This window comes from Nocardioides sp. NPDC127503 (assembly GCF_040302165.1).
Classification (GTDB): Bacteria; Actinomycetota; Actinomycetes; order Propionibacteriales; family Nocardioidaceae; genus Nocardioides.
Genome location: NZ_JBEORH010000007.1, coordinates 171,846 through 194,133, shown reverse-complemented (window position 1 = coordinate 194,133; position 22,288 = coordinate 171,846). Strand labels below are relative to the sequence as shown.

Below are 22,288 nucleotides of genomic sequence, written 5' to 3'. Positions count from 1 at the left end.
GAGTTACCTCCATGTGGATTGTGCAATCGATTGCAATCGTAAGCACCAGACGAGACCGATAGCAAGGCCCTGGTTTCGCTCCCACGCCGGTCCAATGTGGCAGCGACCGTCGACTCGTGCCAACAATCGATTGCAACAGGTGCCGCATTCGACTAGCGTGCCCAGCTAGTTGCCGGTGCCTCGCATGGGGGCCTGAAGCCAAGGAGACGACATGGGATCCAAGCAGTTGCTGCGTGGCGCGACCGTCCTGACGATGGATGAGACGCTCGGGGAGATAGACGCGGACGTCTTGATCGAGGGCGACACGATTCTGGAGGTCGGCCGTCACCTCGAGGCGTGTGACGCCGTCACGCGCGATCTCCACGGATCAGTCATCCTTCCCGGCCTGGTCGACGCGCACGCCCACCTATGGCAAGGCGCCGTGCGCGGCGTGGCGGCCGGGTGCTGGGGTCGCGAGTACTTCGGCCTCGTGCACCCGTTGTCCGGCAGGCTTCGTCCCGAGGACATGTACGCGGCCACGCTCGGCAGCACCGTCGAGATGCTGCTCTCAGGCACGACCACCGTCTTCGACTTCTGCCATGCCACGAACTCCGAGGATCACGCGCGCTCCTCGCTGCAAGGGCTCGATGAGTCGGGCATTCGCGGCATCTTCGGGTTCTGCTTCCGGCACCGGCCGGAGGCGAATGTCGAGGGCTTCGTAACGCTCGAGGAACGCCGCGGGGTTCTGCAAGCCCTCGCGTCCGAGTGGAAAGACCACTCTCGTGTATCGCTCGGCGTCGCTCTGAACAACATCGACCATGTCTCGCTCGACGTGCACGTCGCCGAGGTCGCTGCCGCTCGCGATCTCGGACTGGTCTCCTCCCTGCACTCGAACCTGCCGGGCCAGATCTCCGATTCCGCCCATCGGCAACTCCTCGGGGAGGACATGCTGTGGGTTCACGCCGGTTGCGCGACGACCGAGGAGCTGCGCCTTCTCCACGAGCACGGCGGGTCCATCATCGTCACCCCCGAGGTGGAGGCCGCAGCCATGGGAATCACCTCGGTCATGGGTCGGGCAGCCCGCGAAAGCGTAAACCTTGCCCTCGGCACCGACGTCCCCGCGATGATGAACGGCAACCTGTTCGAGCAGATGCGAATCGGGCGGGCACTGTCACGCGTCGACGATGTCTCCTTCGAGAGGTCGCAGAACCGGACCGGCGCCCGCACACCTACCTGTCCTTCCTTCGACTCTCGCGAGATCCTCCAGATGGCAACGATCGACGGGGCGCGCGCAGTGGGGCTGGCAGACCAGATCGGGAGCATCACGCCCGGCAAGAAGGCAGACCTGCTGGTCGTATCCACGGAGCCTTTCGGACTGGGCGCCGGAACTGCCGCAGACCACGTCGTACTGCAGGCGACGGCCCGCCATCTGACCGATGTCTACGTCGGGGGCAGACTTGTCGTGCAGAACGGGCGCCACCAGTGGGTCGAGACCCCAGGGCTCAGGCGCGGCCTCGACGAGGCTCGGGATTGGGTGCTCGGTCGATCTCCCGAGTCCGACTGGCCCGAGATCGACATGGATACCCGTGCGCGTTACGAAGCCGGCCAGGGCAAGGCAGACTGACCCGGCCTCAGGCTCAGGAGCGGGGCGGCGCGGTGGATTCGCGGTCGACCAAGGACACCGGCAGCACCACTGTCTGTTGGTCCAGCGAACCGCCGTCGATCCATTCCAGAATGAGCTGTGCGGCTCGTCTACCCATCAGCTCGGTCGGCACACGGACCGTTGTCAGCGGCGGCGAGAAGTCCTCTGCGAAGGGCATGTCGTTGAAGCCGACGATGGATACATCCGCGGGGCAGCGAAGGCCCCGTGCGCGCAGGGCGCGGAGGGCGCCGAGTGCAATCAAGTCGTTGCCAGCGAGCACCGCGGTTGGTGGCGTCCCGCGCCCGAGGACGACGTTCATCCCCTCTTCGCCGGCACGAGCCGTGAGTGACTCCACCCGCTCGACGGTGGCGTCGAGCTCAGGGTGCCTGAGGCAGGCTGCTGCGAAGGCATCAGCCCGCTTCGAGGTCGTCGAGAAGTTCGCCGGCCCAGCGAGGTGCAGGATGTGCCGGTGTCCTAGCCCGACAAGGTGTTCAACAGCTAGATCGATCCCGGCCCCGTCGTCCCCCCTGACGAGGGGGTAAGGCACCGCCCCGGCGTCACGGTTGAGGAGGACGACCTTGGTCCCGGCCTTGTGAAGCTCCGAGAGGACGGTTTCGTCTCTCTGCCCAGAAGCCACGATCAAGCCGTCGACCCGGCGGTCGATCAGGTGGCTGAGAGCCGTACGCTCCATCGCCTTGTCGCCGTCGGTGTTGACGAGAAGAGAGGTGTACCCCCTGGGGCTCACGACATTCTCGATGCCACGCACCATCGGCGGAAAGAAGGGGTTGGTGATGTCCGGGAGGACGACACCGATCGTCATCGAGCTGTTCGTCCGGAGACCGCGCGCAAGGGCGTTCGGCGCATAGCCGACCTGTCGGGCTGCCCGCTCCACCTTGTCGATGGTCGCGGGGCTGACCTGGTGCTTCTTCCGCTCGTTCAGGGCACGCGAGACGGTCGCCTTGTGAACCTTCGCGAGCTTGGCGACGTCATCGATCGTGGCGCGGCGTAGCGGCTCGACCTCGTTTGACCTGTCTGAATACTTCATCCGGCCGACGCTCCCAGTTGTGACTCGGCGCACCGAGTGTCCTGACATCGTGCAATCGTTCCGCACTTGTTGCGGGGACCCCGCCATAGTAGGTACTGGCTCCGTCAGCGACCAAGACCACAGCAATTGACCGGCGGTTCGCCCCAGCCGATCGTGATCGTTGTTCGTTGACGGCCCAGTGCCATCACGATAGCGTGCAATCGATTGCACTTGCCGACGAATCGAGGCTCGATGTATTTGAAGCGCCATCTTGATGTCAAAGCACGAGTGACAGGCGCGGCCGTACTGGTCGCCGTCACGCTAGCTATCACTGCGGTCCTGATCCCTCAGAGCGCGCGAGCGAACGAAGCAGCCGAATCCCCAGCCGAATCCGCAGCCGACTCCCCGGGACGCTGCTCGTTGCCGTTGCGGCCAGGGGTCAATCGGATTCCTCTCGTCTCGGGTGGGATTGCCCGGCCGTTCGAGCTGTACGTCCCCAAGGCGTACGACGGGCACACGCGCATTCCAGTGGTGATCGACGGACACGGCAGCACGAGCAACGGCCTCGAGCACTTCGCGGTGAGCGGGATGCCGGCTATCGCCGAAGAAGAGGGGTTCGCTGTCGCTGCGCCAACTGCCGCCGTTCCGTTCCCGGACCGTCCAGGCGGGTACATCTGGAACTTCCCTGGCGTGCCGCTCTTCGGCAGCAATCAACCTGCGCCGCCCGGTACACCTGACGACGACCTCATGGTCCTCGACATGATCGCCCAGGTGAAGCGGGTGCTCTGCACCGACTCACGACGCGTGTACGCGACCGGCTTCTCCGCCGGTGGTCGGATGGCCTCTCGTCTGGCTTGTGATCACGCGGACACGGTTGCCGCCATCGGTGCGGTCAGCGGTCTACGTGCAGGCTCCGAGCCCGATGTCACGGACTGTCACCCGTCCCGGCCGGTCCCGATCATCACCTTTCACGGCACCGACGATCCCATCTGGAGCTACCGGGCCACACCTAGTCGTTACGGCATCCCGGCAGCGGTGAGCCAATGGGCGGCCATCGACAGATGTCACCAGCCGCCCACGGTCACATCTGTGACACCTACGGTCGATCTCCAGAGCTACGCCCACTGCGCCAAGGGAAGCGAGATCGCCTTCTACACGCTCAAGGGCGCCGGCCACCGCTGGCCGGGTAGCAGTTTCCCTCTGCCCGACTCACAGTTCGGCCCCGCGGACAACTCGGTCGACGCCAGCAGACTGACCTGGGAGTTCTTCTCACGTCACGCACTGCCGGCATCGTGTGTGGTCCAAGACGGATGTCCGCCGCGCGGGAACGGCTCGCCCTCCGCAACAAGGCCCTGACCCCGGCCTGAGGCCTCGCGGCCGGCTGCAGGACCGTTGGGTCCTGCAGCCGGCCAACGCGCCTCGGCGCGCGGTCAAAGACCTAGGAGCGAGGCGATCCGCTCGGCCGCTGCCATGCCCTGGTCACGGCCCGCGTGCGCTGCCGGCACCCGCGTCGCAGGGTCCAGGGGATTTCCTCCGATCGCCCGGATCGAGGCATCGTCCGGCTCGAGGAGCGCAGTGGCAACGTTCGGCATCGCATCGAGCTCGGCTTCGATGCTTCCGCCTCCCCAAAGTCCACCAGGAAACGGTGCGATCACAAGGCAGGCATCGCAACCTTCGGCGAGCGTCGCATGCGTGGTCGACTCGATTCCTCCATCCATGTAGCGCCGACCTGCGATCGTCACAGGAGGCCACGCCCCAGGCATGGCACAGCTCGCCGCGACAGCATGGCTCAACGGGATCCCGTCCTGCTGTGTCCACGTCTTCAGCCGTCCGCTGTGGATGTCGACAGAGGTGAGAATGAGCTCCTGTTCCGGCCACTCAGATCGCGGAAGACGCGCCTCGATGATCGAGAGCCGCTCGTGCTCGCTCGTGGCCGCGCTGGAAACGGCATAATCTCCGATCCGGCGCATCGCCATGGCCGGGTCGTTCGCCCCCTCGGTGATGCGCGTCCAGTGGTCCTTTTCCTCCTGCAAGGCGTACGGGACGAACTTCTCGGGCACGGTTTCACGTATCTGAGCGTCGAACAGGTCCTCCAGCGGGATGCCGCTGGCGAGCTGGGGGCCGACGACAGAGCCCGCCGAGGTGCCGACGATCCGGTCAGCCGTGGTGACGTCGACTCCCTGCGCGGCTAGTCCCGCCAGGATGCCTGTCTCCCATGCGATGCCGGCAACGCCTCCGCCTCCGAGCACAAGTGCCAGTGTCATGTTCTGTCTCTGCTTTCTACTGTTGACATGCGGTCGTTCGAAAATGGGATGGGTGCCCGCTCCCGGTCACCCGGCGAGATCGCGATCCCGTGTCTCGGTGGTGATGAGGATCAGCGCAGCGCTGACAGCAGCAAGCGCCATGAGGAACAGCGCCATCGGCCAGACACCGCCCTGGTCGCCGCCGTCGAGAGTGGCCAGGATCGTTGGAGCGAAGCCGCCGCCGAGGGCAGCAAGCTGAAAGCTGAGCGAGGCGCCGGTGTATCGGCTCCCGGTGGTGAACTGCTCAGCCAGGAATCCGGCCATCGGACCGAACATCGCGTTCTGACACACGTTGAAGAGCAGGAAGGCCACGAAGACGCTCGTCGCCGAACCAGAGCCCAGGACGATGAACATCGGGTACGCCAGCACGACGATCCCGAGGGCACCGCCGAGCATCACGGGCCGGCGTCCGACCCTGTCGGACAGCTTGGCGTAGGCGAGCACCAGAAAGATCGCGACGAACGAGCCGCCGGCGAGACCGAGCAGCGCATCGGTCCTCGAGGTTCCGTGCTGCACGGCGTACCCGATCCCGAAGGTCGTGATGGTCGCCTGCATCGCGAAGCTGGTGACGCACGCACCGGCAGCGACCAGGACCGTCTGCGGTGTCTTGAGCACCTCGATGATCGGCAGCGCCGCCGCCTTGTCCTTACGATCCTGCTCGACTGCGGCACGGAAGATGGGGCTCTCGGTGATGCGAAGCCTGACGAACAGACCAACGACGAGCATGACGGCGGACAGCAGGAACGGGACCCGCCAACCCCAGGACAGGAACTGGTCATCCGGCAGCTGTGCCGCCACCATCATCGCCAACGTGCCGAGTACGCCACCTGCCGGTGCACCGGCATTGGTGAAGGACGCGTAGAAGCCCCGGCGCCGCGGTTCCGCATGCTCGAGGGCCATCAGGGCCGCTCCACCCCATTCGCCGCCGATCGCGACGCCTTGGCACACCCGAAGAGTGACGAGGATGATCGCTCCCCACGACCCGATCGCCGAGGCCGGCGGGATCAGCCCGATGAGCATCGACCCCAGCCCCATGATGGTCATCGATAGGACGAGCATCTTCTTGCGGCCCAGACGATCACCGAAGTGTCCGAAGACGATCCCTCCGATCGGTCGAGCCAAGTACCCAACAGCGAAGGAGGCCAAGGACGCGATCGTCGCCGCGGCGACCGACAGGTCGGGGAAGAACACAGGCCCGAAGACCAGCGCGGCAGCGGTCCCGTAGAGGAGATAGTCGTAGTACTCGATGGTCGTGCCGAGAAAGCTCGAGACGACCACGCGGCGCGCCTCTCGACTCTTGGCCACCGAGGACGGTGCCGGCTGGTCGGATGGTGTTCGTTTCACATCGGTGTCTCTGGCCATGGGGTTCTCCTCGAAGAAGCTCGGTCGATTGATCTGGATCGGATCGCTTACGCGAAGCGGTCATGGATGAACGGCGGCTGCAGAGGCCGGCGTCCTGCGCCACGCCGTTGTGGACAACCCGATGTCGTCAGCGGCCGAGCCGAGACTGTGACGTACGCCATGCGGGTGAAAACCATGTTCGCTGCCCGATGACCATGAGCACCAATGCCTATTCGTCGCGGCGATATAGCCAACCGGGCATCGCAGAGACGCCGTGTTCGGCCCTTCTCCGCACCGCACCCGGCGCCCCGGGCGACGGCTCGAGCGGACCCCGATCTCTCGCCACTCGCAGCAGCGCCTCGGAGTATGCTCTGGTCATGTCGTCCGGACGTCTGCTCGACGGCAGACTCAAGATCCGCCATCTGATCTTGACGAAGAAGATCGCCGAAGCCGGAAGCGTCGTCGGAGCTGCCGAGCTGCTGCACGTGACGCAGCCGGTTGTGACCCGCGGGCTGCGGGAGATCGAGGAGATTCTCGGCGTCGCGCTGTTCGAGAGACTGCCGCGCGGCGTGCAGCCGACGGTGTACGGCGAGGCGTTCCTCGCGCACGCAGGAGCGATCCTGGCCCAGCTCGGCGCGGCCGAGGACCGGATCGAGCGACTCCGGCGCGGAGATCTGGGGACGATCACCGTCGGTGCTCACTTTGCTGGGTCGAAGCTCCTTCCCCTTGCGGTCGCCGGGTTGAAGAAGGAGCACCCGCAGGTGATGGTGACCGTGAAGGAGGCCATCCCAGAGATCTTGGAACGACAGCTTCTCAGCGGCGAGCTGGACCTGATCGTCGGTCGCCTGCCGCGCAAGTCGTCGGATCGCGTCCGCCGGATCAAGCTCCACGAGGAGCCGTTTCGAATCGTTGCCCGGCACGGACATCCGATTCACGCTCATCCCGATCCACAGCTCGCCGACACCGCGCGGTTCCCGTGGATCCTGCCGCCCGATCAGACAAGGCTGCGCACCGAGCTCGAGCGTGTCTTCGCCGACCAGGGAGTGGCCTTTCCCAGCGACCTGGTGGAGTGCACGTCGATCGTCACGCTGCGCGACCTGCTGCACGCGAGCGACATGATCACGGCCGTCCCGATGTTCGTTGCCAAACAGGACCCGGCCCTTCGGTCTATACCCACGGATCTCAGCAGCATCCGCAGGTCGGTCGGTGTCATGCTCGATGCCGAGCGCCCGCTCGCTCCTGCCGCAGCGCTCCTCATCCGGCACCTGACCGATGAAGCGACTGCGATGGCGGCAGAGTCGGGCGAGCAGGACTGACAGCAGCAGCACCGGGTGCCAGGGCATCAGATTGCAGCCCTGGCACTCGGTGGCTTCCTACGGCATCACAGCAGGATGGACAGCGGGTTCTCGATCCTCTTCACGAAAGCGGCCAACCACTCCGCGGCGAGCGCTCCATCGAGCACGCGGTGGTCCGCCGACAGTGTCACGGTCATCACGCTGCCGACGCCCAGCTCACCGTCGTCCGTGACGATCGGACGCTTCGTCGCCGCACCCACGGCAAGGATTCCTGCGTGGGGCGGGTTGATGATGGCAGCGAACTCCTCGGTGCCGTACATGCCGAGGTTCGAGACCGCGAAGACCCCGCCTTCGAGCTCGTGCTGCTTGACCCGACCCTCTCGTGCACGATCCGCCAGGTCCTTCACCTTCGCACTCAACCCACCGAGCGAGAGGCTGTCGGCCCCGCGCACAACGGGGGTGACCAGGCCGTTCGGCACCGACACTGCGACTGCCAGATCGACCGCTTCGAACCGACGAGTGGCGTCGTCGGTCCAGATCGCGTTCGCTTCCGGCACGTCCTTGAACGCGTACGCGACCGCCTTGAGCACGAAGTCGTTGACCGAGATCTTCACACCCGCGCCGTCGTTGATCTGTGCCCGCAGCGCCAGCAGCTCATCGACGCGCGTGTCTGCGACCAGATAGAAGTGCGGGACGGTCGACTTGCTCTCGGTCAGCCGTCGCGCGATGGCTCGACGCATGCCGGTGTGCGGTAGGTCGGTGAAGGACGCTTCGGGCTCAGCCGGGCGAGGCGTGGACGAGGTGGACGACGCGGATGACACAGCGTCCGGTTCCTGCGTAGCTGCCGTGGCCTCCTTCTCGACGTACACCTCCAAGTCACGGCGGGTGATCCTGCCCCTCGGACCGGTCCCCGGGATCGCTCGCACCTCGATGCCGCGCTCGGCGGCGAGACGCCGGACGAGCGGGGTAGCGAAGATGCGGCCCTCGCGGGGCTCGGCGGCGGCCCGGGTGCGGTCGGTGGCCTGCGCGGCAGGCTCCGCAGTCACCTCGGTCTGAGCCGGCCCCTCGCTCGCCTCGGGCGGGGCGGGCTCAGTCGCCGCCGCAGCAGGAGCGGGCTCTGCGGCCGGTTCGCCACCAGCCTCGCTGAGCGCGACGTCGAGAGCTTCACCCTGCGCAGCGATCACGGCGATGGGTGATCCCACGGCGATCCAGTCGCCCGCGGCGACCAGCGTCCCGGCGAACACACCGGTGACTTCTGACTCGTACTCGACGACGGCCTTCTCGGTCTCGATCTCGACGATCGTCTGGCCGGCGTCGACAGCGTCTCCGGGCTCGACGAGCCAGGCCTGAACAGCAGCCGACTCGCCGCCGGCAGCCAGTTGTGGCATGCGGATCACGGTGGCCATCAGGCGCCTCCCCACTCCGCGCGCATGCGCTCCAGGGCGACGACGACCTCTTCGGTCTTCGCGATTGCGGCGCGCTCGAGCACCTTGGAGATCGACGGCGACGCTTCGCCGCCGGTGACACGCTCGATGGGGTGGTCGAGCCAGTCGAAGAAGCGCCGTTGCAGCTCATCCGCGAGCCAGCCGCCGTACGACGTGCCGCGGGCGCCCTGCTCCACGATCAACACTCGGTTTGTCTTGCGGATGCTATCGCCGACCGTGTCCCAGTCGAACGAGGCACGGTCGAGCCACCGCAGGTCGATCAGGTCTGCATCGATGCCGGTCTGCTCGATCGCCTCGAGCGAGTGCTGAACCATCGTGAGATAGGTGAGCACGGTGACGTCGGAGCCCGTCCGACGCACGGCGGCTGAACCTGGCGGGATGATGTAGTCGGCGTCGTCTTCGGGCAAGCGGTCGGCCTGCCCGTAGAGGTCGACATGCTCGATGACGAGCACCGGATCCTCGAGCGCCAGGGCGGCGTTGAGGAGGCCTCGGTAGTCGGATGCATTCGAGGCGGCGACGATGCGCCAGCCGGCCGCCGTGGCGAAGATGCCCGCCGGATCCATCAGGTGCTGCGATCCGTAGCCGGATCCCATGGCGACCTTGGTGCGCAGCACCAGCGGCATGCGATTGTTGTCGCCGAACATGTGTCGAACCTTGCCGACCTGATTGAACACCTGGTCGGCGGCAACCCACATGAAGTCCGGGTACATGAACTCCACGACCGGGCGGAACCGGCCGTCGAGGGCAACGCCGCCCGCCAGACCGAAGAACCCGTTCTCGCTGATCGGCGTGCCGATCACACGGTCCTCGCCGTACTTCTTCGTGAGTCCCTTGGTCGCGCCGTTGGTGCCACCGTTCAGCCGGTGTACGTCCTCCCCCAGCACGATGATGCGCTCGTCCTGCTCCATCCGACGGTCCAGAGTGCCCGCCACGGCATCAACGAACTTCACCTTCTGCCACGGCCCGTCGTAGCAGGCCGGATCGAGCTCGGTCCAGCCTGCAAGCTCGGAACCGTCGGAGCGGATGCCGTTGTCGACGACCGCCGGGTCAGGCCACAGAGCGGGTTTGATGCGGCGCTTGCCTTGGTCATCAGGGTCGGGTTCCACGAGTTCCCGCACCGCGGCGGCGAGCGCGGCCTGAGCCTGCTCGCGTACGCCGGCGACACTCTTCTCGTCGATCAGGTCGAGCTTGCCGAGCTCGGTCGCCATGCGGTCGAGCGGGTCGCGTGCCCTCCACTCGGCCTCCTCGGCCTTGCTCCGATAGCCGAAGGCGCTACCCGGGAACGGTCCGTTCTGGTGGAAGAAGCGGTACACCTCCGCCTCGATGATCGCGGGCCCCTCACCGGCGCGCATGCCCTCGGCAGCCTCCTGCATCGCCAGGTGCACGGCTAGCGGATCCATACCGTCCACCCGCCACGATGGGATGGCGAAACCTTGGCCTCGCACCGAGAAACGCGAGTCGGCGCTGGCCTCGTCAGCGTGCGTCGAGACCGCGTAGAAGTTGTTCTCGATGAAGTAGGCGACCGGCAGCTTCCACGCCGCGGCGAGGTTGAACGACTCCAGGGCCGAGCCTATCTGGGCAGCACCGTCGCCGAAGTAGTTGATCGTGAGGTCCGTCGTGCCGCTGTGCTTCTGCGCCCAGGCGTTGCCTGTCGCGAAAGGCGTGCCTCCAGCGACGATCGCGTTCGTGCCGAGCGCTCCGGCCTCGAGCCACTGCAGGTGCATCGAGCCGCCGCGGCCACCAGAGAAGCCCTGCGCGAGCCCGAGGATCTCTGCGAGCGTCCGCTGCAGCACGGCCTGCAGCTCGGGCGACACCAGCTCGTCGAGATCGAGCGTGCCTTGGGACACGTGTCCGATCACCTTCGCCAGGAACTGGTGGTGCCCACGGTGCGAGCCGTTCACGGCGTCACTGGAGCGAAGGCCCACGATCGAGCCGACTGCGCCACCCTCCTGACCGATGCTTGAGTGAGCCGGCCCATGCAGCAGACCCTCCCCCGCGAGCTCCAGCGCCGACTCCTCGAAGGCACGAACCAGATGCAGCTGACCCAGCATCGTGCGCAACAGCGATGGATCGGCAGCCTTCCAGTCGGCCGCAGTCGTCTCCAGCTGGATCCAATCGACTCCGGTCTGCAGTCGTTTCCGTCTCGGCACCTGGCCACCTCCGTATCTGGGCTTCTTAGCGAGCGACCCTAAGCCTCAAATCGGATCCAATACAAGCCCTAAGCGCGCTTCATGCCTGGACTTTTCGCCTCAGAACTCACAGAATGGCTCCAATCTGGCTATCTAGTGCATGTGAAGGAGGCAGGCCCAGATGCCCATCCCTGGAATCCGCGGAACCGACCACATCGGGTTCACGGTGCCGGACATTGACGCTGCGGAGCGCTTTCTGGTCGACGTCCTGGGCGCCGTACGGATCTACACGTTGGGCGCCAAACGCGCCGACGACGACTGGATGACGCGGCAGCTCGGTGTCCACCCGCGTTCTGTCATCAGCGAGATCCGGTTCTACCGGCTCGGGAACGGCTCGAACTTCGAGGTGTTCCAGTACGACGCCGCAGACGAACAGGCGGCGCAACCCCGCAACAGCGACATCGGCGGGCACCACCTGGCGTTCTACGTCGAAGACATGGACAGCGCCGTCTCGTACTTGCGTACGCGAGGTGTCGAGGTGATGGGCGAGCCGGTGCAATCAGGCGGCGCGTCGGCGGGCCAACACTGGGTCTACTTCCGCGCGCCCTGGGGGATGCAGTTCGAGTTGGTCAGCTTTCCTACCGGCAAGGCGTACGAGACCACAGCCGCCCTTCAAGACACTTCGGGTGCGATGTTGTGGCATCCGGCCCATCCGGCAGAGTGAATCGCATGACCATCGACCCAACGGGAGCCACGGACGCTCACGCGGCAAGTTCGACGCCCGACACCAATCTCGGTCACGGCGCAGCGGGAGCGCGCGTCGCTGACCGTCTTCGTGAAGCGATCATCGACGGCGCGTTCCCGCCCGGAACCCGGATCCGCCAGGAGGACATCGCCAGCCAGTACGCCGCGAGCCGGGCGCCCGTGCGCGAGGCCCTGCGCATCCTGGAATCCGAGGGGCTCATCACCCGGGTCGCGAACGCCGGAGCCTGGGTCTCGCGGCTCAACCTCGCAGAGTGCGAGGAGCTGTACCGGGTCCGCGAGCGGCTCGAACCGTTGCTGTTGAGCATGAACGTCCCGCTGCTAACCGACGTCGACATCACAAACCTGAGCGACCTCGCCCACCAGATGGAACGTGCCGCCGACGTCGAGGAGTTCCTGGCACTCGACCGCACCTTCCACATGACCACCTACGCAGCGGCCGAGACCACCATGCTGCGAACGACCGTCGTACGGCTATGGAATCGAACCCACCACTATCGACGCGCGTTCACCGGCGCGGTGCGGGCCGATGACGAGGACACCGCAGTGCACCTGGACCACCACATGCTCGTCGCCGCGATCAGGCGGCGCGACACCGACGAAGCCGAAGAGGTGCTCCATCGCCATATCCGCCGTACGCGGATGGGGCTCGAGCGTCACCCCGAGATCTTCGAGAACTGACCACTTTCCACCGGAACAACCGCGGCACCCCTACCAAGGAGAACAGGTATGTCGATATCAACTGTCAATCCCACCACCGGCGAGACCGTGCAGGAGTTCGAGCCACACGGTGCTGACGAGGTCGAGCGGCGCATCGCCGAAACTCACGCCGCGGCACAGGCGCTACGTGGCACCACCTATGCCGAACGCGCGCAGTGGATGCACACCGCGGCGGCCCTGCTCGAAGCCGATGTCGACAATGGCGCCCGAGTTCTGACGCTGGAGATGGGCAAGCCGCTCGCGCAGGCACGCGCCGAGGTTCTCAAGTGTGTGAAGGCCATGCGCTTCTACGCGGACAACGCCGAGCACTTCCTCGCCGATGAACCGCTGGCCGACCCGTCGGTCGTGGGCGCATCGTCGGCGCACACGCGTTACCAGCCACTGGGTGTGGTCCTGGCTGTGATGCCGTGGAACTACCCGTTCTGGCAGGTCATCCGATTCGCGGCGCCTGCCCTGATGGCCGGCAACGCGGGACTGCTCAAGCACGCTTCCAACGTTCCGCAGTCGGCCATGTATCTGGATGACCTTTTCGACAAGGCGGGCTTTCCCACCGGCTCGTTCCGCGCTCTCCTGATCGGTTCACGCGAGGTCGAGCCCGTCATCGTCGACGACCGGATCAAGGCCGTCACGCTGACCGGCTCGGAACCGGCCGGCCGCGCGGTCGCCGCGACGGCAGGCCGAGAGATCAAGAAGGTCGTACTGGAGCTCGGCGGGTCCGACCCGTTCATCGTGATGCCGAGCGCCGACCTGGAGGCGGCTGCCGCGACGGCGGTCAACGCGCGGACACTGAACAACGGTCAGTCGTGCATCGCGGCCAAACGGTTCATCGTGCACGCCGACGTCTACGACGCGTTTGCGCGGATCTTCGTCGAGAAGATGGCCAGCCTGAAGCTGGGCGATCCGTTCGACGAGTCCGTCCAGATCGGCCCGCTCGCCACCTCGAACGGACGCGACGAGATCGCCGAGCTCGTGGACGATGCGGTCGCGCGCGGCGCCCGGGTGCTGACGGGCGGGCGAGCGCCCGAGCGCCCCGGCTGGTTCTACGAGCCCACCGTCATCGACCAGCTGCCCGACGAAGCCCGCCTCGTACGTGAAGAGGCGTTCGGTCCCGTGGCGTCGCTGTACCGCGTCGCCGACCGTGAGGAAGCGGTGCGCATCGCGAACCAGACGACGTTCGGACTTTCGAGCGCCGTGTGGACCGCCGACGCCGCCGAGCAGGACTGGTTCATCGATGCTCTCGAGGCGGGCGCGGTGTTCGTCAATGGCATGACGGTGTCCTACCCCGAGCTGCCATTCGGTGGCATCAAGGACTCGGGCTTCGGTCGCGAGCTCGCGGCGGTCGGCATCCGCGAGTTCACCAACCTCAAGACGGTGTGGAAAGCCTGACCGACCGACCCGCATGACGACGCGCGGATGAGCGCCGGATCCACAAAGCGGATCCGGCGCTCATCGGGTGCCGGTCAATCCAGTTGATCGATCGATCGCAAGACATCCACAGCCGAAGCCGGCGTGCTGCGGACGGAGCGAGGAGAAACAACGGGCGAATGCCCGCTCTCATCATGTCGCTGCGCAACGAACCAGATCCCGCGCGCGGGAACGTCGCCTCGGTTGGCGTACATGTGTGGGCGTTCGGAGTCGAAGCACAGCGAGTCGCCTGCGGAAAGGGTGATCTCGTCGAACTCGAGCTGCAGGACGAGCGCACCCTCGAGGAGGTAGGCGTACTCGATCCCGGCGTGCCGCATCAGCTTGCCCTCGATCGAGCTGCTTCCACCGGGCTCGTAGGTGACCAGGATCGGTTCAGCGGGGCCGCCCGGTTCGGAGGCGAGCCGCTCCCAGCGAACCCCGTTCTCCATCTCGATGGCGGGGTTGTCGGTCGCACGCTGCACCTCCCGACCGAACGAAGACGAGCCGTTGATACCCGGGAGCTGTTCGGCGTTGGTCTCGCGGCCGACCAGCCCGTCGAGGGAGACGCCTAGATGGTTGGCCATGGCGTAGAGAGTGGCGACGGAGGGCTGCGTCTTGCCCATCTCGACCTGCGACACCAGGCTGGCCGATACTCCGACGGCGTTGGCGAGCGAGCGCAGTGATAATCCGCGCTGCTGTCGTGCTTCACGTAGCCGCGTACCGAGACCGTCCGGCATTGCTCCATCCTCTCAGTTTGCGGCGACCATCGGCACACCCTTGGTCGGCGTCGCATTCTATCCGTGGTCCAGTGTGCCGATGGGTCGCCTCGAAGACTCCGCGCGCCTCGGAGTCACACCGCTGCAATGGCGTCGATCTCGATCGTCGCACCGTTGTACAGGGAGTGGACGCCGATGACCGTGCTGGCCGAGGGTTCCGGGATCTGCACGATCGAGTCGCGCGTGCGGCGCCAGACAGCGAGCTTCTCCTGGTCCAGGTGGGTGATGTAGACGTTGACGCGGACCAGGTCCTCGTAGGAGGCACCGCCCGCCTTCAGGGCACGCTCCAGCTCCGCGTAGGTCAGTTCGATCGCCCGCTCGAAACTCTCCGGGACGGACCCGTCCTCCTCGAACCCGACCTGACCGGAGATGAACAGCAGTTCGCCGGCCTTGACCCTGACACTGTCCGAAATACCGGGCACGACCGGGGCGGGTGTGTGAGTGAGTCGCTCATGAGGCATGTTCGTGGATCTCCTTCGATGTTCAGTGTTTTGTCGTGGCCGGCTAAGACAGTTCGTCGTCTTCGATGCGACCGTAGATGGCGTGATAGGGGAAGACCTTCTCTCGCAGCAGCGCCTCATCGTCGATCGCGAACCACCGTCGGCCGTGGTAGACCAACGGCAAGGCGTCTGTTTCCGCAGAGCCGTCGCGTGACGCCGCCTCCAACACCTCGACCACGATGAGCACCGACCCGTGTACGTCGATTCGGTTCACGACGCGTCCGCGAAGCCAAGCGTTGGCACCCGGGTAGTACGGCTCACCGGTCGGAAGCCGGCTCGATCCGACCTCGTCGCCGAACCGCACAGACCCGCTCGTGGCGCAGAGCTTTGCGAGGTCGACGTTGTCCGACGCCACCATGTGCGCCACAACGGTCTCCGCACGCTGGATGGTGGGTGTGCTGGACGCCATGGCTGAGGCGGAGAACACCAGCGTCGGCGGATCGACAGATACCGAGAAAAGGGAACTCACCGTCATCGCGACCGGTCCGTCTCCGGCGTCCGCCGTCACGATGGCGACGCCGGCGGGATGGAGTCTGAACGCGCGCTTGAACTCGTCGGCCGAAACTCTCGGTTCTGATGCCACGGTCATGATCACAACTTCCCCTCATCGATCCGTCACACGACGGGCAGAACGAAACGGGCGTCTTCCTCACGTCCGAAGAGCGCCTTGCCGAATGCCTCGTAGCCGCTGATGCTCAATGTGTGCCCGTGTCGGGCGGCGGTCGCCTGGTTGCGCCACACTCGCTGGATCAGAGCGGTGTCGGCGAAGCCTGCCGATCCGTGTGCGGTGACGAGGTCGTTGATCAGGTTGGTGATGCACTCGACGATCCAGCCGGCCTTTGCGCGCATCTCGATGCGCTCGGCGTACGGCGCGTAGTAGTCCCGCGCCGCCGCGTCATAGATCTCATCGGCCACCTGGGCGGCTACCAGCTCGGCTGCATTGAGCTGCACAGCAGCTTTGGCGATCGCGATCTGGAACGCCGCCGAGTCCGCCTGCTTCTCGTACCCGGTGTAGGCGATGGCCTTGGTCTCCGCCTTGGCGATCACATAGTCGAGCGCGGCACGCCCCATCCCGAGGTGCGGGCCGACGAGCTTCATGAAGAGCGACGGAACGAACACCGTCTGATAGGTCTGTTCGGCGTTGTCCCCCACGTATCCGCCCTCGACGGCGGCAGCCAGGGGAAGAATCCTGTGCTCGGGAACGAAGATGTCCTCGGCGACCTGCATGACGCTGCCCGTCGCCTTCATCCCGGCGACGTACCAGTTGTCCTGCACGCTCAGTTCGGAGGTCGGGACGAGCGCCAGTCCAGCGTCGACGACCTGGCCCTGCTCGTTCTTGAGCGGGATGCCGAGCAGCGACCAGGTCGCATGCTGGCTGCCGGTGCCGTACCCCCAACGTCCGGTCACGCGATATCCGCCGTCGACTCGCTCTGACTCCGAGGTCGTCGCGAGAACGATCGAGATGAACGAGTCGAGCCCGCCCTCGGCGCCCCAGACGTCCTTCTGCGCCCGCTCGTCCATGAGGCTCAGCACCCACGCCCCCGAATCGAGAATCCCGGTGACCCAGGAGATCGCTCCGTCACCGCGGGCAATCGCGCGCGCCACGGCGTGACACTCCCGCGTGTTCGCTGCAAGGCCGCCGAACTTCGTCGGCGCCGAGATACCGAACGCCCCGGTCGCGGCGACTGCTTGGAACACATCCTCGGGGATCCTGCGGAGCTCTTCCCCTTCCTGCGCACGCTCCATGAGCATCGGGCGCAGCTCGTCGATGCGGTCGATGATGGCCGCGATCTCCGGCCGGATGTCTGGCTCTGCCATGTGAAGACTCCTCAAATGCGAGTACGCCGATCCTGCTGTGTTGTGTGCCACAGCGTGACAGAGCAATTCGAAGTCTGTCAAGCATTACTGAACACCGCCATCCCAACATTTACGTTGAACCGCCGAGGACCTGACCTCCGAAACAACGGTTATCACCAGGCCTGAGCGGCTTCCGGCCCGGATGACCCACCCAAATGCCGCGCAGCTCCTTTCACACCTTCAAACGTTTCTGTTAAGTTACACTGCACACTCGGCCGTCATGCATGGCGCCGGCCCACGTCAGGAGGAACCAATGAAGGTGACCGGGACCACCGGGACCAATGCTGTCGATTGGGAAGAGCGGGTCGACATGGCCCGGCTTCGTGATGAGCGGCTGGCTCGGCTGCATGCGGAGCTCGAGCGCTCCTCGCTCGGGGCGGTGCTGGCCTTCGACTTCTCGAACATCCGCTACATGAGCGGGACTCACATCGGAACCTGGGCGATGGACAAGCTGATCCGCTTCGCTCTCGTGACGCGCAGGACCGATCCGATCGTGTGGGACTTCGGCTCCGCGGCCAAGCATCATGCGCTGTACAACCCTTGGCTCGACGTCACCACCGCCGAGGCCGACGCCGATCCCCATGCGCCGCACGAGGGTGCGAAACGACCTCGCATGGAGAGCGGTGCCCGAGCGGGCATCTCGACGCTACGGGGCGCCTTCCCACCCGATGCCGACCTCGCCGGCGACGTGGCGAAGAAGATCAAGCGCGAGCTCGAGAAGTTCGGCCTGGCGAACGAGCCGCTGGGTGTCGACGTCGTCGAACTTCCCATCCTCTTCGCCTTGCAGCGCGAAGGCATCGACGTCGTCGACGGCCAGCAGGTGTTCATGGAGGCGCGCCGGATCAAGACGAACGACGAGATTCGTCTGCTGACCCAGGCCGCGTCCATGGTGGACGCCGCCTACGAAGAGCTCCACCGGTTCCTGCGCCCCGGTATCCGGGAGAACGAGGCTGTCGGCCTGGTGGCGAAGACGCTCTACGACCTCGGCTCCGAGTACGTCGAAGGCGTCAACGCGATCTCCGGTGAACGCTGCGCTCCCCACCCCCACGTGTTCTCCGATCGGCTGATCCGGCCCGGCGATCCGGCGTTCTTCGATATCCTCCACAGCTTCAACGGCTATCGAACGTGCTACTACCGCACCTTCGCCGTCGGGTCGGCATCGCAGGCTCAGCACGACGCCTATGCCCGCGCACGCGAATACATGGATCGAGCGATCGCCCTGGTGAAGCCCGGCGCCACGACCGCCGACGTCGTCTCCGTCTGGCCCAAGGCGGAGGAGTTCGGGTTCCCCGACGAGATGGCCGCCTTCGCGCTCCAGTACGGGCACGGTGTCGGTCTCTCCATCTGGGAGAAGCCGATCTTCTCGCGCCTGACCTCCTTCGACCACCCGGAGATCCTCGAGGAGGGCATGGTCTTCGCACTCGAGACCTACTGGCCATCGGCTGACGGTTGGGGCGCGGCACGCATCGAGGAAGAGGTCGTCGTCACCGCCGACGGCTGCGAGGTCATCACCAAGTTCCCCGCCGAGGAACTGATCGTCGCGGGCCGGCAGTACTTCACGATCGACGGGCCGCTGAACCTGAACCGCGACGCGCAGTCCCACCGCAACACGACCTGGGGACGCGGCGAAGCATGAGCACCATCGGATTCCTGGGCGCAGGGTCCATGGGCTCTGCCATGGTGATGCGCCTCGTCGGCGCCGGCCACGATGTCTTGGTCTGGAACAGATCGAGCGGTCCGCTCGATCCGCTGGCCGAAGCGGGTGCGCGCGTCGTACACGAGCCCGCGGAAGCACTCGCCTGCGACGTCTCCTTCTCCATGTTGGCCAACGACGAAGCCATCGACACCGTGCTCTCCTCCGATCAGGTCGAGGCGGCACGAGGTCGGATCCATGTCTCGATGGCATCGATCAGCCCTGCCATGTCAGATGCTCTTCAGAAGCGCTTCCTGAGCGTCGGCGCGACGTTCGTCGCCGCGCCCGTGCTCGGGCGACCGAACGTCGCGGCGGCCGGGGAGCTGAACATCCTCGCCGCCGGCCCACCTGATGCCCTCGACACGATCGAGCCTCAGCTGCTGGCCATGGGGAAGCGGGTCTGGCGACTCGGGGACCAGCCCTCCGTCGCCAATGCGGTGAAGGTCGTCGTCAACTACAACATCGTTCACGCCCTCCAGGCGATCGCAGAGTCAGTCACGATGACCGAACGTCTGGGCGTGGACCCGGAGCAGATCACCGAACTGCTGGCCAGCACCTTGTTCAGCGGGGTCGTATACGACGGGTACGGCAAGCTCATTGCGCGAAGGGACTACTCACCGCCGGGATTCCGGATGGAGCTGGGCCGAAAGGACCTCGGGCTCGCCCAACGCGTCGCAGAGTCGGTCGGCTTCCGGCCCGCCACCCTGCCCGCACTTGTCGAGGTCTTCGATGAAGCCGTCGCCGACGCAGAGCTCAAGAACTACGACTGGAGTGCGATCGCTGAAGTGAGCAGGCGCAGTCAGGCGTGAACCGCCGTGGCATTCGGAGGGTGAAATGACGCGAGACCGATCAGGTGAGCCGGACGTCGATGACGAGAGCTTTCAGCCGGTCGAAGCGATGGTCGCGATGGCAATGGCATGGGGTGTCTCGGCCGAGGTCTTGTTCGGAGATCCAGACACGTAGTCCCCTCGGCGTCGGCGCGTGCTTGTTCGCCGACTCCTCCTGTTCGGGCAGACCGTCCCGCCAACCTTGGGATCGAGCAGGCGCCCTCAGGGCCTCGAACCGCAGCCCTGACGCCCTCACGTTTCATACAAAGAGAGTGATTCGCCACCGGGTCCGGACGGCCAGATTGAGATCGTCCGTTTTTACTTCCCGGCCGACATCGATCCCACGTGAGCGGCCGGCAGGCCCGAGGAGCGCTCCGTCATGACCGAACAGACCCCACCGACCGAGGAGACCACCTGGCAGGCGCCTGAACCGCCGCCCAGCGGTTTGGCGACCGGCTTCATCGTGTTCGCCGGTGTGATGATGATCGTGGCCGGCGGCTTCCAGGCCTTCGCCGGCCTGGTCGCACTCTTCGAGAACGATTTCTACGTCAAGACCCCCAACTACCTGCTCGAGCTCGACGCCACCGGCTGGGGCTGGATCCACCTGCTGCTGGGACTGCTCGTGGTGTTGGCGGGCTTCGCTGTGCTCAACGGCATGGTCTGGGGTCGAACGATCGGGGTCGTCCTGGCCACGCTGAGTGCCTTCGCCAACTTCGCGTTCATCCCCTACTCCCCGTTCTGGGCGATGCTGATCATCGCGGTCGACGTCTTCGTCATCTGGGCGCTGACGGTGCACGGTCGCGACATCACCCGCTGACCTGGACATCGGTTCGTCCGCTTCGGGTGATGTCTCGGGCCGACCCGCCAGCCAGCCTTGGGCGTGGCCTCGTTCGAAGCCACTCCCACGACCACCGAAGGAATGCCATGTCAGAGATGACCGCATCCGACACCCCCGTCCTCGACCTGCTCGCCAACATGACGGCCGAATCCGTGGAGGCATCGAACCTCGACGTACAGGCCATCGCGCTCGTCCGACTCGCGGCGCTCGTCGCGAGCGACGCTCCGGCCGTCTCGTACGCCTTGAACCTCGCGATCGCAGATGAGGTCGGTCTCGACGCCGAGGATGTCCGCGGTGTGCTCGCGGCGATCGCACCCATCGTCGGTACGTCGCGGGTCGCAGCTGCGACGAGCCGCATCGTCCTGGCGATCGGAGTCGGGATCGAACAGGCATCGGCGCAGATGGCCGACGACGAACTGAGCTGACACACCACCATGTCGAACGAAGCGCCCACCACGCGCGAGCTCCGAGAGCCCACCGACGAACCCGTGGCCACCACCGCGGACCGACCATCACGGGGCCGCTCGATCGCGGCGGTGATCTGCCTGGTTCTGGCCGGGTTGTTGACCACGCCGGCTGCGGTGGCCTACTGGGGGCAGCGCACATTGAACGACGCCGAGCGGTACGTCGAGACCGTCGGTCCTCTGGTCGAGTCGCCCGAGGTGCAGGACGTGATCGCGACCCGGGTCACCGGGGCGATCCAGCAACAGGTCGACGTCGAGGCGATCCTCAACACCGCGTTCGCCGGCGTGATCGACGACAGACCGCGCCTGGAGCAGCTCGTGGGGCCCCTCGCCGCGGCCATCAACAGCCTGGTGGAGCGCGAGGTCCGTGCGTTCATCGCCTCCGACGAGTTCGCCGACATCTGGGTCCTGGCCAACACCAGAGCCCAGCAGACCCTCCAGCGAATCCTGAACGGCGACGACTCCGGTGCCGTGTCGCTCCAGGGCGATGAGGTCGTGCTCGACGTCGACGAGGTCATCGAACGGGTCAAGGAACGACTCGTCGCCCGGGGTCTGACCATCGTCGAGAACGTGCCCATCCCCGAGACCGACCGTCAGATCGTACTGATGGACGCACCCCAGCTCAGGCAGGTGCGCACGATCTACGCGTTCTCGAACCCGGTGGCCCAGTGGCTCCTTCCCGTGGTCGGAGTCCTGTTCCTGGCCGCCTTGGTGCTGGCCCGCCGCCGCCCGAGGATGGCGGTGTGGATCGGGGCGGTCGTGGCGGCCAACGCCCTGCTGCTGGCGTGGGTGCTGTCCATCGGGCAGCAGATGTTCGTCAACGCGCTTTCCGGCACCGATTTCGGGCCGGCGAGCCGGGTCTTCTTCGACACCCTGCTCACCTACCTCGAACGCGGCCAGGAGGTGGTCCTGTGGCTCGGTCTGGTGATCGTGGTCGCCGGCTGGTTCGCCGGCTCCAACAGGTCCGGCACCACCGCACGTACAACCGTTGGCGGGGGTCTCGAGAACCTCGGCGCTCGCTTGGGGGACGGCCCCGTCGGCGGAGCGGGCCGCTGGGTCGCCGCCAACGTGGCCTGGCTGCGAGTCGCCGTGGTGGCGCTGGGTGCCGTGGTCCTGCTCTGGGGCAACAACGTCTCGATGGACCGACTCTGGTGGTCTCTGGCCCTGGTGATCGGCCTGCTGGTCGTTCTCCAGGTTCTGGTCGGAGCCGGCCGGCCCAGGGAGACAACCGCCTCCCCGGGCTCCGCCCCGGTGCGCTCCGCCTCGGTGACCTAGGGCAACGGGTGACC

Annotated in this window: 20 protein-coding genes; 11 read left to right on the top strand and 9 right to left on the bottom strand. The window is 66.0% G+C overall.

Features of this window, described 5'->3' with window-relative positions:
- The first annotated feature begins 211 nt into the window (after positions 1 to 211).
- Complete coding sequence (locus ABTW65_RS17475) at positions 212 to 1,603, top strand: amidohydrolase family protein (protein ID WP_350662275.1); 1,392 nt, start codon at positions 212 to 214, stop codon at positions 1,601 to 1,603.
- 13 nt (positions 1,604 to 1,616) lie between these two features.
- Here ABTW65_RS17475 and ABTW65_RS17470 read toward each other — a convergent pair whose 3' ends face one another.
- Positions 1,617 to 2,666, bottom strand: coding sequence for a LacI family DNA-binding transcriptional regulator (locus tag ABTW65_RS17470; RefSeq protein ID WP_350662273.1), 1,050 nt, complete (start codon positions 2,664 to 2,666; stop codon positions 1,617 to 1,619).
- Positions 2,667 to 2,897: 231 nt separating this feature from the next.
- On the opposite strand from ABTW65_RS17470, the gene ABTW65_RS17465 reads away from it, so the two are divergent.
- Positions 2,898 to 4,001: a CE1 family esterase gene (locus ABTW65_RS17465; protein ID WP_350662271.1), complete on the top strand. Its 1,104-nt coding sequence runs from the start codon at positions 2,898 to 2,900 to the stop codon at positions 3,999 to 4,001.
- Between the two features lie 74 nt (positions 4,002 to 4,075).
- On the opposite strand, the gene ABTW65_RS17460 is transcribed toward ABTW65_RS17465, so the two are convergent.
- Complete coding sequence (locus tag ABTW65_RS17460; protein WP_350662270.1) at positions 4,076 to 4,909, bottom strand: patatin-like phospholipase family protein; 834 nt, start codon at positions 4,907 to 4,909, stop codon at positions 4,076 to 4,078.
- 66 nt (positions 4,910 to 4,975) lie between these two features.
- Positions 4,976 to 6,310 carry an MFS transporter gene (locus ABTW65_RS17455; RefSeq protein ID WP_350662268.1) on the bottom strand — a complete coding sequence of 445 codons (1,335 nt, stop codon included), beginning with the start codon at positions 6,308 to 6,310 and terminating at the stop codon, positions 4,976 to 4,978.
- A 188-nt stretch (positions 6,311 to 6,498) separates the two neighbouring features.
- On the opposite strand from ABTW65_RS17455, the gene ABTW65_RS17450 reads away from it, so the two are divergent.
- Positions 6,499 to 7,605 (top strand): LysR substrate-binding domain-containing protein, encoded by a 1,107-nt coding sequence (locus ABTW65_RS17450; protein WP_350662266.1) that lies wholly within the window; start codon positions 6,499 to 6,501, stop codon positions 7,603 to 7,605.
- Between the two features lie 65 nt (positions 7,606 to 7,670).
- Here the strand turns inward: ABTW65_RS17450 and ABTW65_RS17445 are convergent, their stop codons facing one another.
- Both ABTW65_RS17445 and ABTW65_RS17440 read right to left on the bottom strand, forming a co-directional pair.
- Entirely contained in the window at positions 7,671 to 8,990 is a 1,320-nt protein-coding gene (locus tag ABTW65_RS17445; protein ID WP_350662263.1) for a pyruvate dehydrogenase complex dihydrolipoamide acetyltransferase, read from the bottom strand.
- Positions 8,990 to 11,179 carry an alpha-ketoacid dehydrogenase subunit alpha/beta gene (locus ABTW65_RS17440; protein WP_350662261.1) on the bottom strand — a complete coding sequence of 730 codons (2,190 nt, stop codon included), beginning with the start codon at positions 11,177 to 11,179 and terminating at the stop codon, positions 8,990 to 8,992. Before ABTW65_RS17440 ends, ABTW65_RS17445 begins: the two co-directional genes overlap by 1 nt.
- 160 nt (positions 11,180 to 11,339) lie before the next feature.
- Here ABTW65_RS17440 and ABTW65_RS17435 point away from each other — a divergent pair, with 160 nt between their 5' ends.
- Genes ABTW65_RS17435 through ABTW65_RS17425 form a run of 3 tightly spaced genes read left to right on the top strand, consistent with a single transcriptional unit; the run spans position 11,340 to position 14,026 of the window.
- Entirely contained in the window at positions 11,340 to 11,882 is a 543-nt protein-coding gene (locus ABTW65_RS17435) for a VOC family protein (RefSeq protein ID WP_350662259.1), read from the top strand.
- A gap of 5 nt (positions 11,883 to 11,887) precedes the next feature.
- Positions 11,888 to 12,601 carry a GntR family transcriptional regulator gene (locus tag ABTW65_RS17430; protein WP_350662258.1) on the top strand — a complete coding sequence of 238 codons (714 nt, stop codon included), beginning with the start codon at positions 11,888 to 11,890 and terminating at the stop codon, positions 12,599 to 12,601.
- A gap of 48 nt (positions 12,602 to 12,649) precedes the next feature.
- Entirely contained in the window at positions 12,650 to 14,026 is a 1,377-nt protein-coding gene (locus ABTW65_RS17425; protein ID WP_350662257.1) for an NADP-dependent succinic semialdehyde dehydrogenase, read from the top strand.
- Between the two features lie 74 nt (positions 14,027 to 14,100).
- On the opposite strand, the gene ABTW65_RS17420 is transcribed toward ABTW65_RS17425, so the two are convergent.
- From ABTW65_RS17420 to ABTW65_RS17405, 4 genes are all read right to left on the bottom strand, one after another.
- Positions 14,101 to 14,781, bottom strand: a complete 681-nt coding sequence (locus tag ABTW65_RS17420) for a helix-turn-helix domain-containing protein (protein WP_350662256.1) — start codon at positions 14,779 to 14,781, stop codon at positions 14,101 to 14,103.
- A gap of 113 nt (positions 14,782 to 14,894) precedes the next feature.
- Entirely contained in the window at positions 14,895 to 15,281 is a 387-nt protein-coding gene (locus tag ABTW65_RS17415) for a RidA family protein (protein ID WP_350662255.1), read from the bottom strand.
- 43 nt (positions 15,282 to 15,324) lie between these two features.
- Positions 15,325 to 15,909, bottom strand: coding sequence for a flavin reductase family protein (locus ABTW65_RS17410; RefSeq protein WP_350662580.1), 585 nt, complete (start codon positions 15,907 to 15,909; stop codon positions 15,325 to 15,327).
- A 26-nt stretch (positions 15,910 to 15,935) separates the two neighbouring features.
- A complete protein-coding gene (locus ABTW65_RS17405) occupies positions 15,936 to 17,138 on the bottom strand; it encodes an acyl-CoA dehydrogenase family protein (protein ID WP_350662254.1) in 1,203 nt (400 codons plus the stop codon).
- Positions 17,139 to 17,430: 292 nt separating this feature from the next.
- Between ABTW65_RS17405 and ABTW65_RS17400 the strand changes: the two genes are divergently transcribed.
- The 5 genes from ABTW65_RS17400 to ABTW65_RS17380 all read left to right on the top strand — a co-directional run bounded on the left by ABTW65_RS17400 (position 17,431) and on the right by ABTW65_RS17380 (position 22,274).
- Entirely contained in the window at positions 17,431 to 18,813 is a 1,383-nt protein-coding gene (locus tag ABTW65_RS17400; RefSeq protein WP_350662253.1) for a M24 family metallopeptidase, read from the top strand.
- A complete protein-coding gene (locus ABTW65_RS17395; RefSeq protein ID WP_350662251.1) occupies positions 18,810 to 19,679 on the top strand; it encodes an NAD(P)-dependent oxidoreductase in 870 nt (289 codons plus the stop codon). The genes ABTW65_RS17400 and ABTW65_RS17395 overlap by 4 nt, the downstream gene beginning before the upstream one ends.
- Before the next feature lie 397 nt (positions 19,680 to 20,076).
- The gene (locus ABTW65_RS17390; RefSeq protein ID WP_350662249.1) at positions 20,077 to 20,514 is read left to right on the top strand and encodes a DUF7144 family membrane protein; all 438 of its coding nucleotides are present in this window, start codon (positions 20,077 to 20,079) and stop codon (positions 20,512 to 20,514) included.
- Positions 20,515 to 20,621: 107 nt separating this feature from the next.
- Positions 20,622 to 20,960 carry a carboxymuconolactone decarboxylase family protein gene (locus ABTW65_RS17385; RefSeq protein WP_350662247.1) on the top strand — a complete coding sequence of 113 codons (339 nt, stop codon included), beginning with the start codon at positions 20,622 to 20,624 and terminating at the stop codon, positions 20,958 to 20,960.
- 9 nt (positions 20,961 to 20,969) lie between these two features.
- Positions 20,970 to 22,274, top strand: coding sequence for a hypothetical protein (locus ABTW65_RS17380; protein WP_350662245.1), 1,305 nt, complete (start codon positions 20,970 to 20,972; stop codon positions 22,272 to 22,274).
- Positions 22,275 to 22,288: the final 14 nt, after the last annotated feature.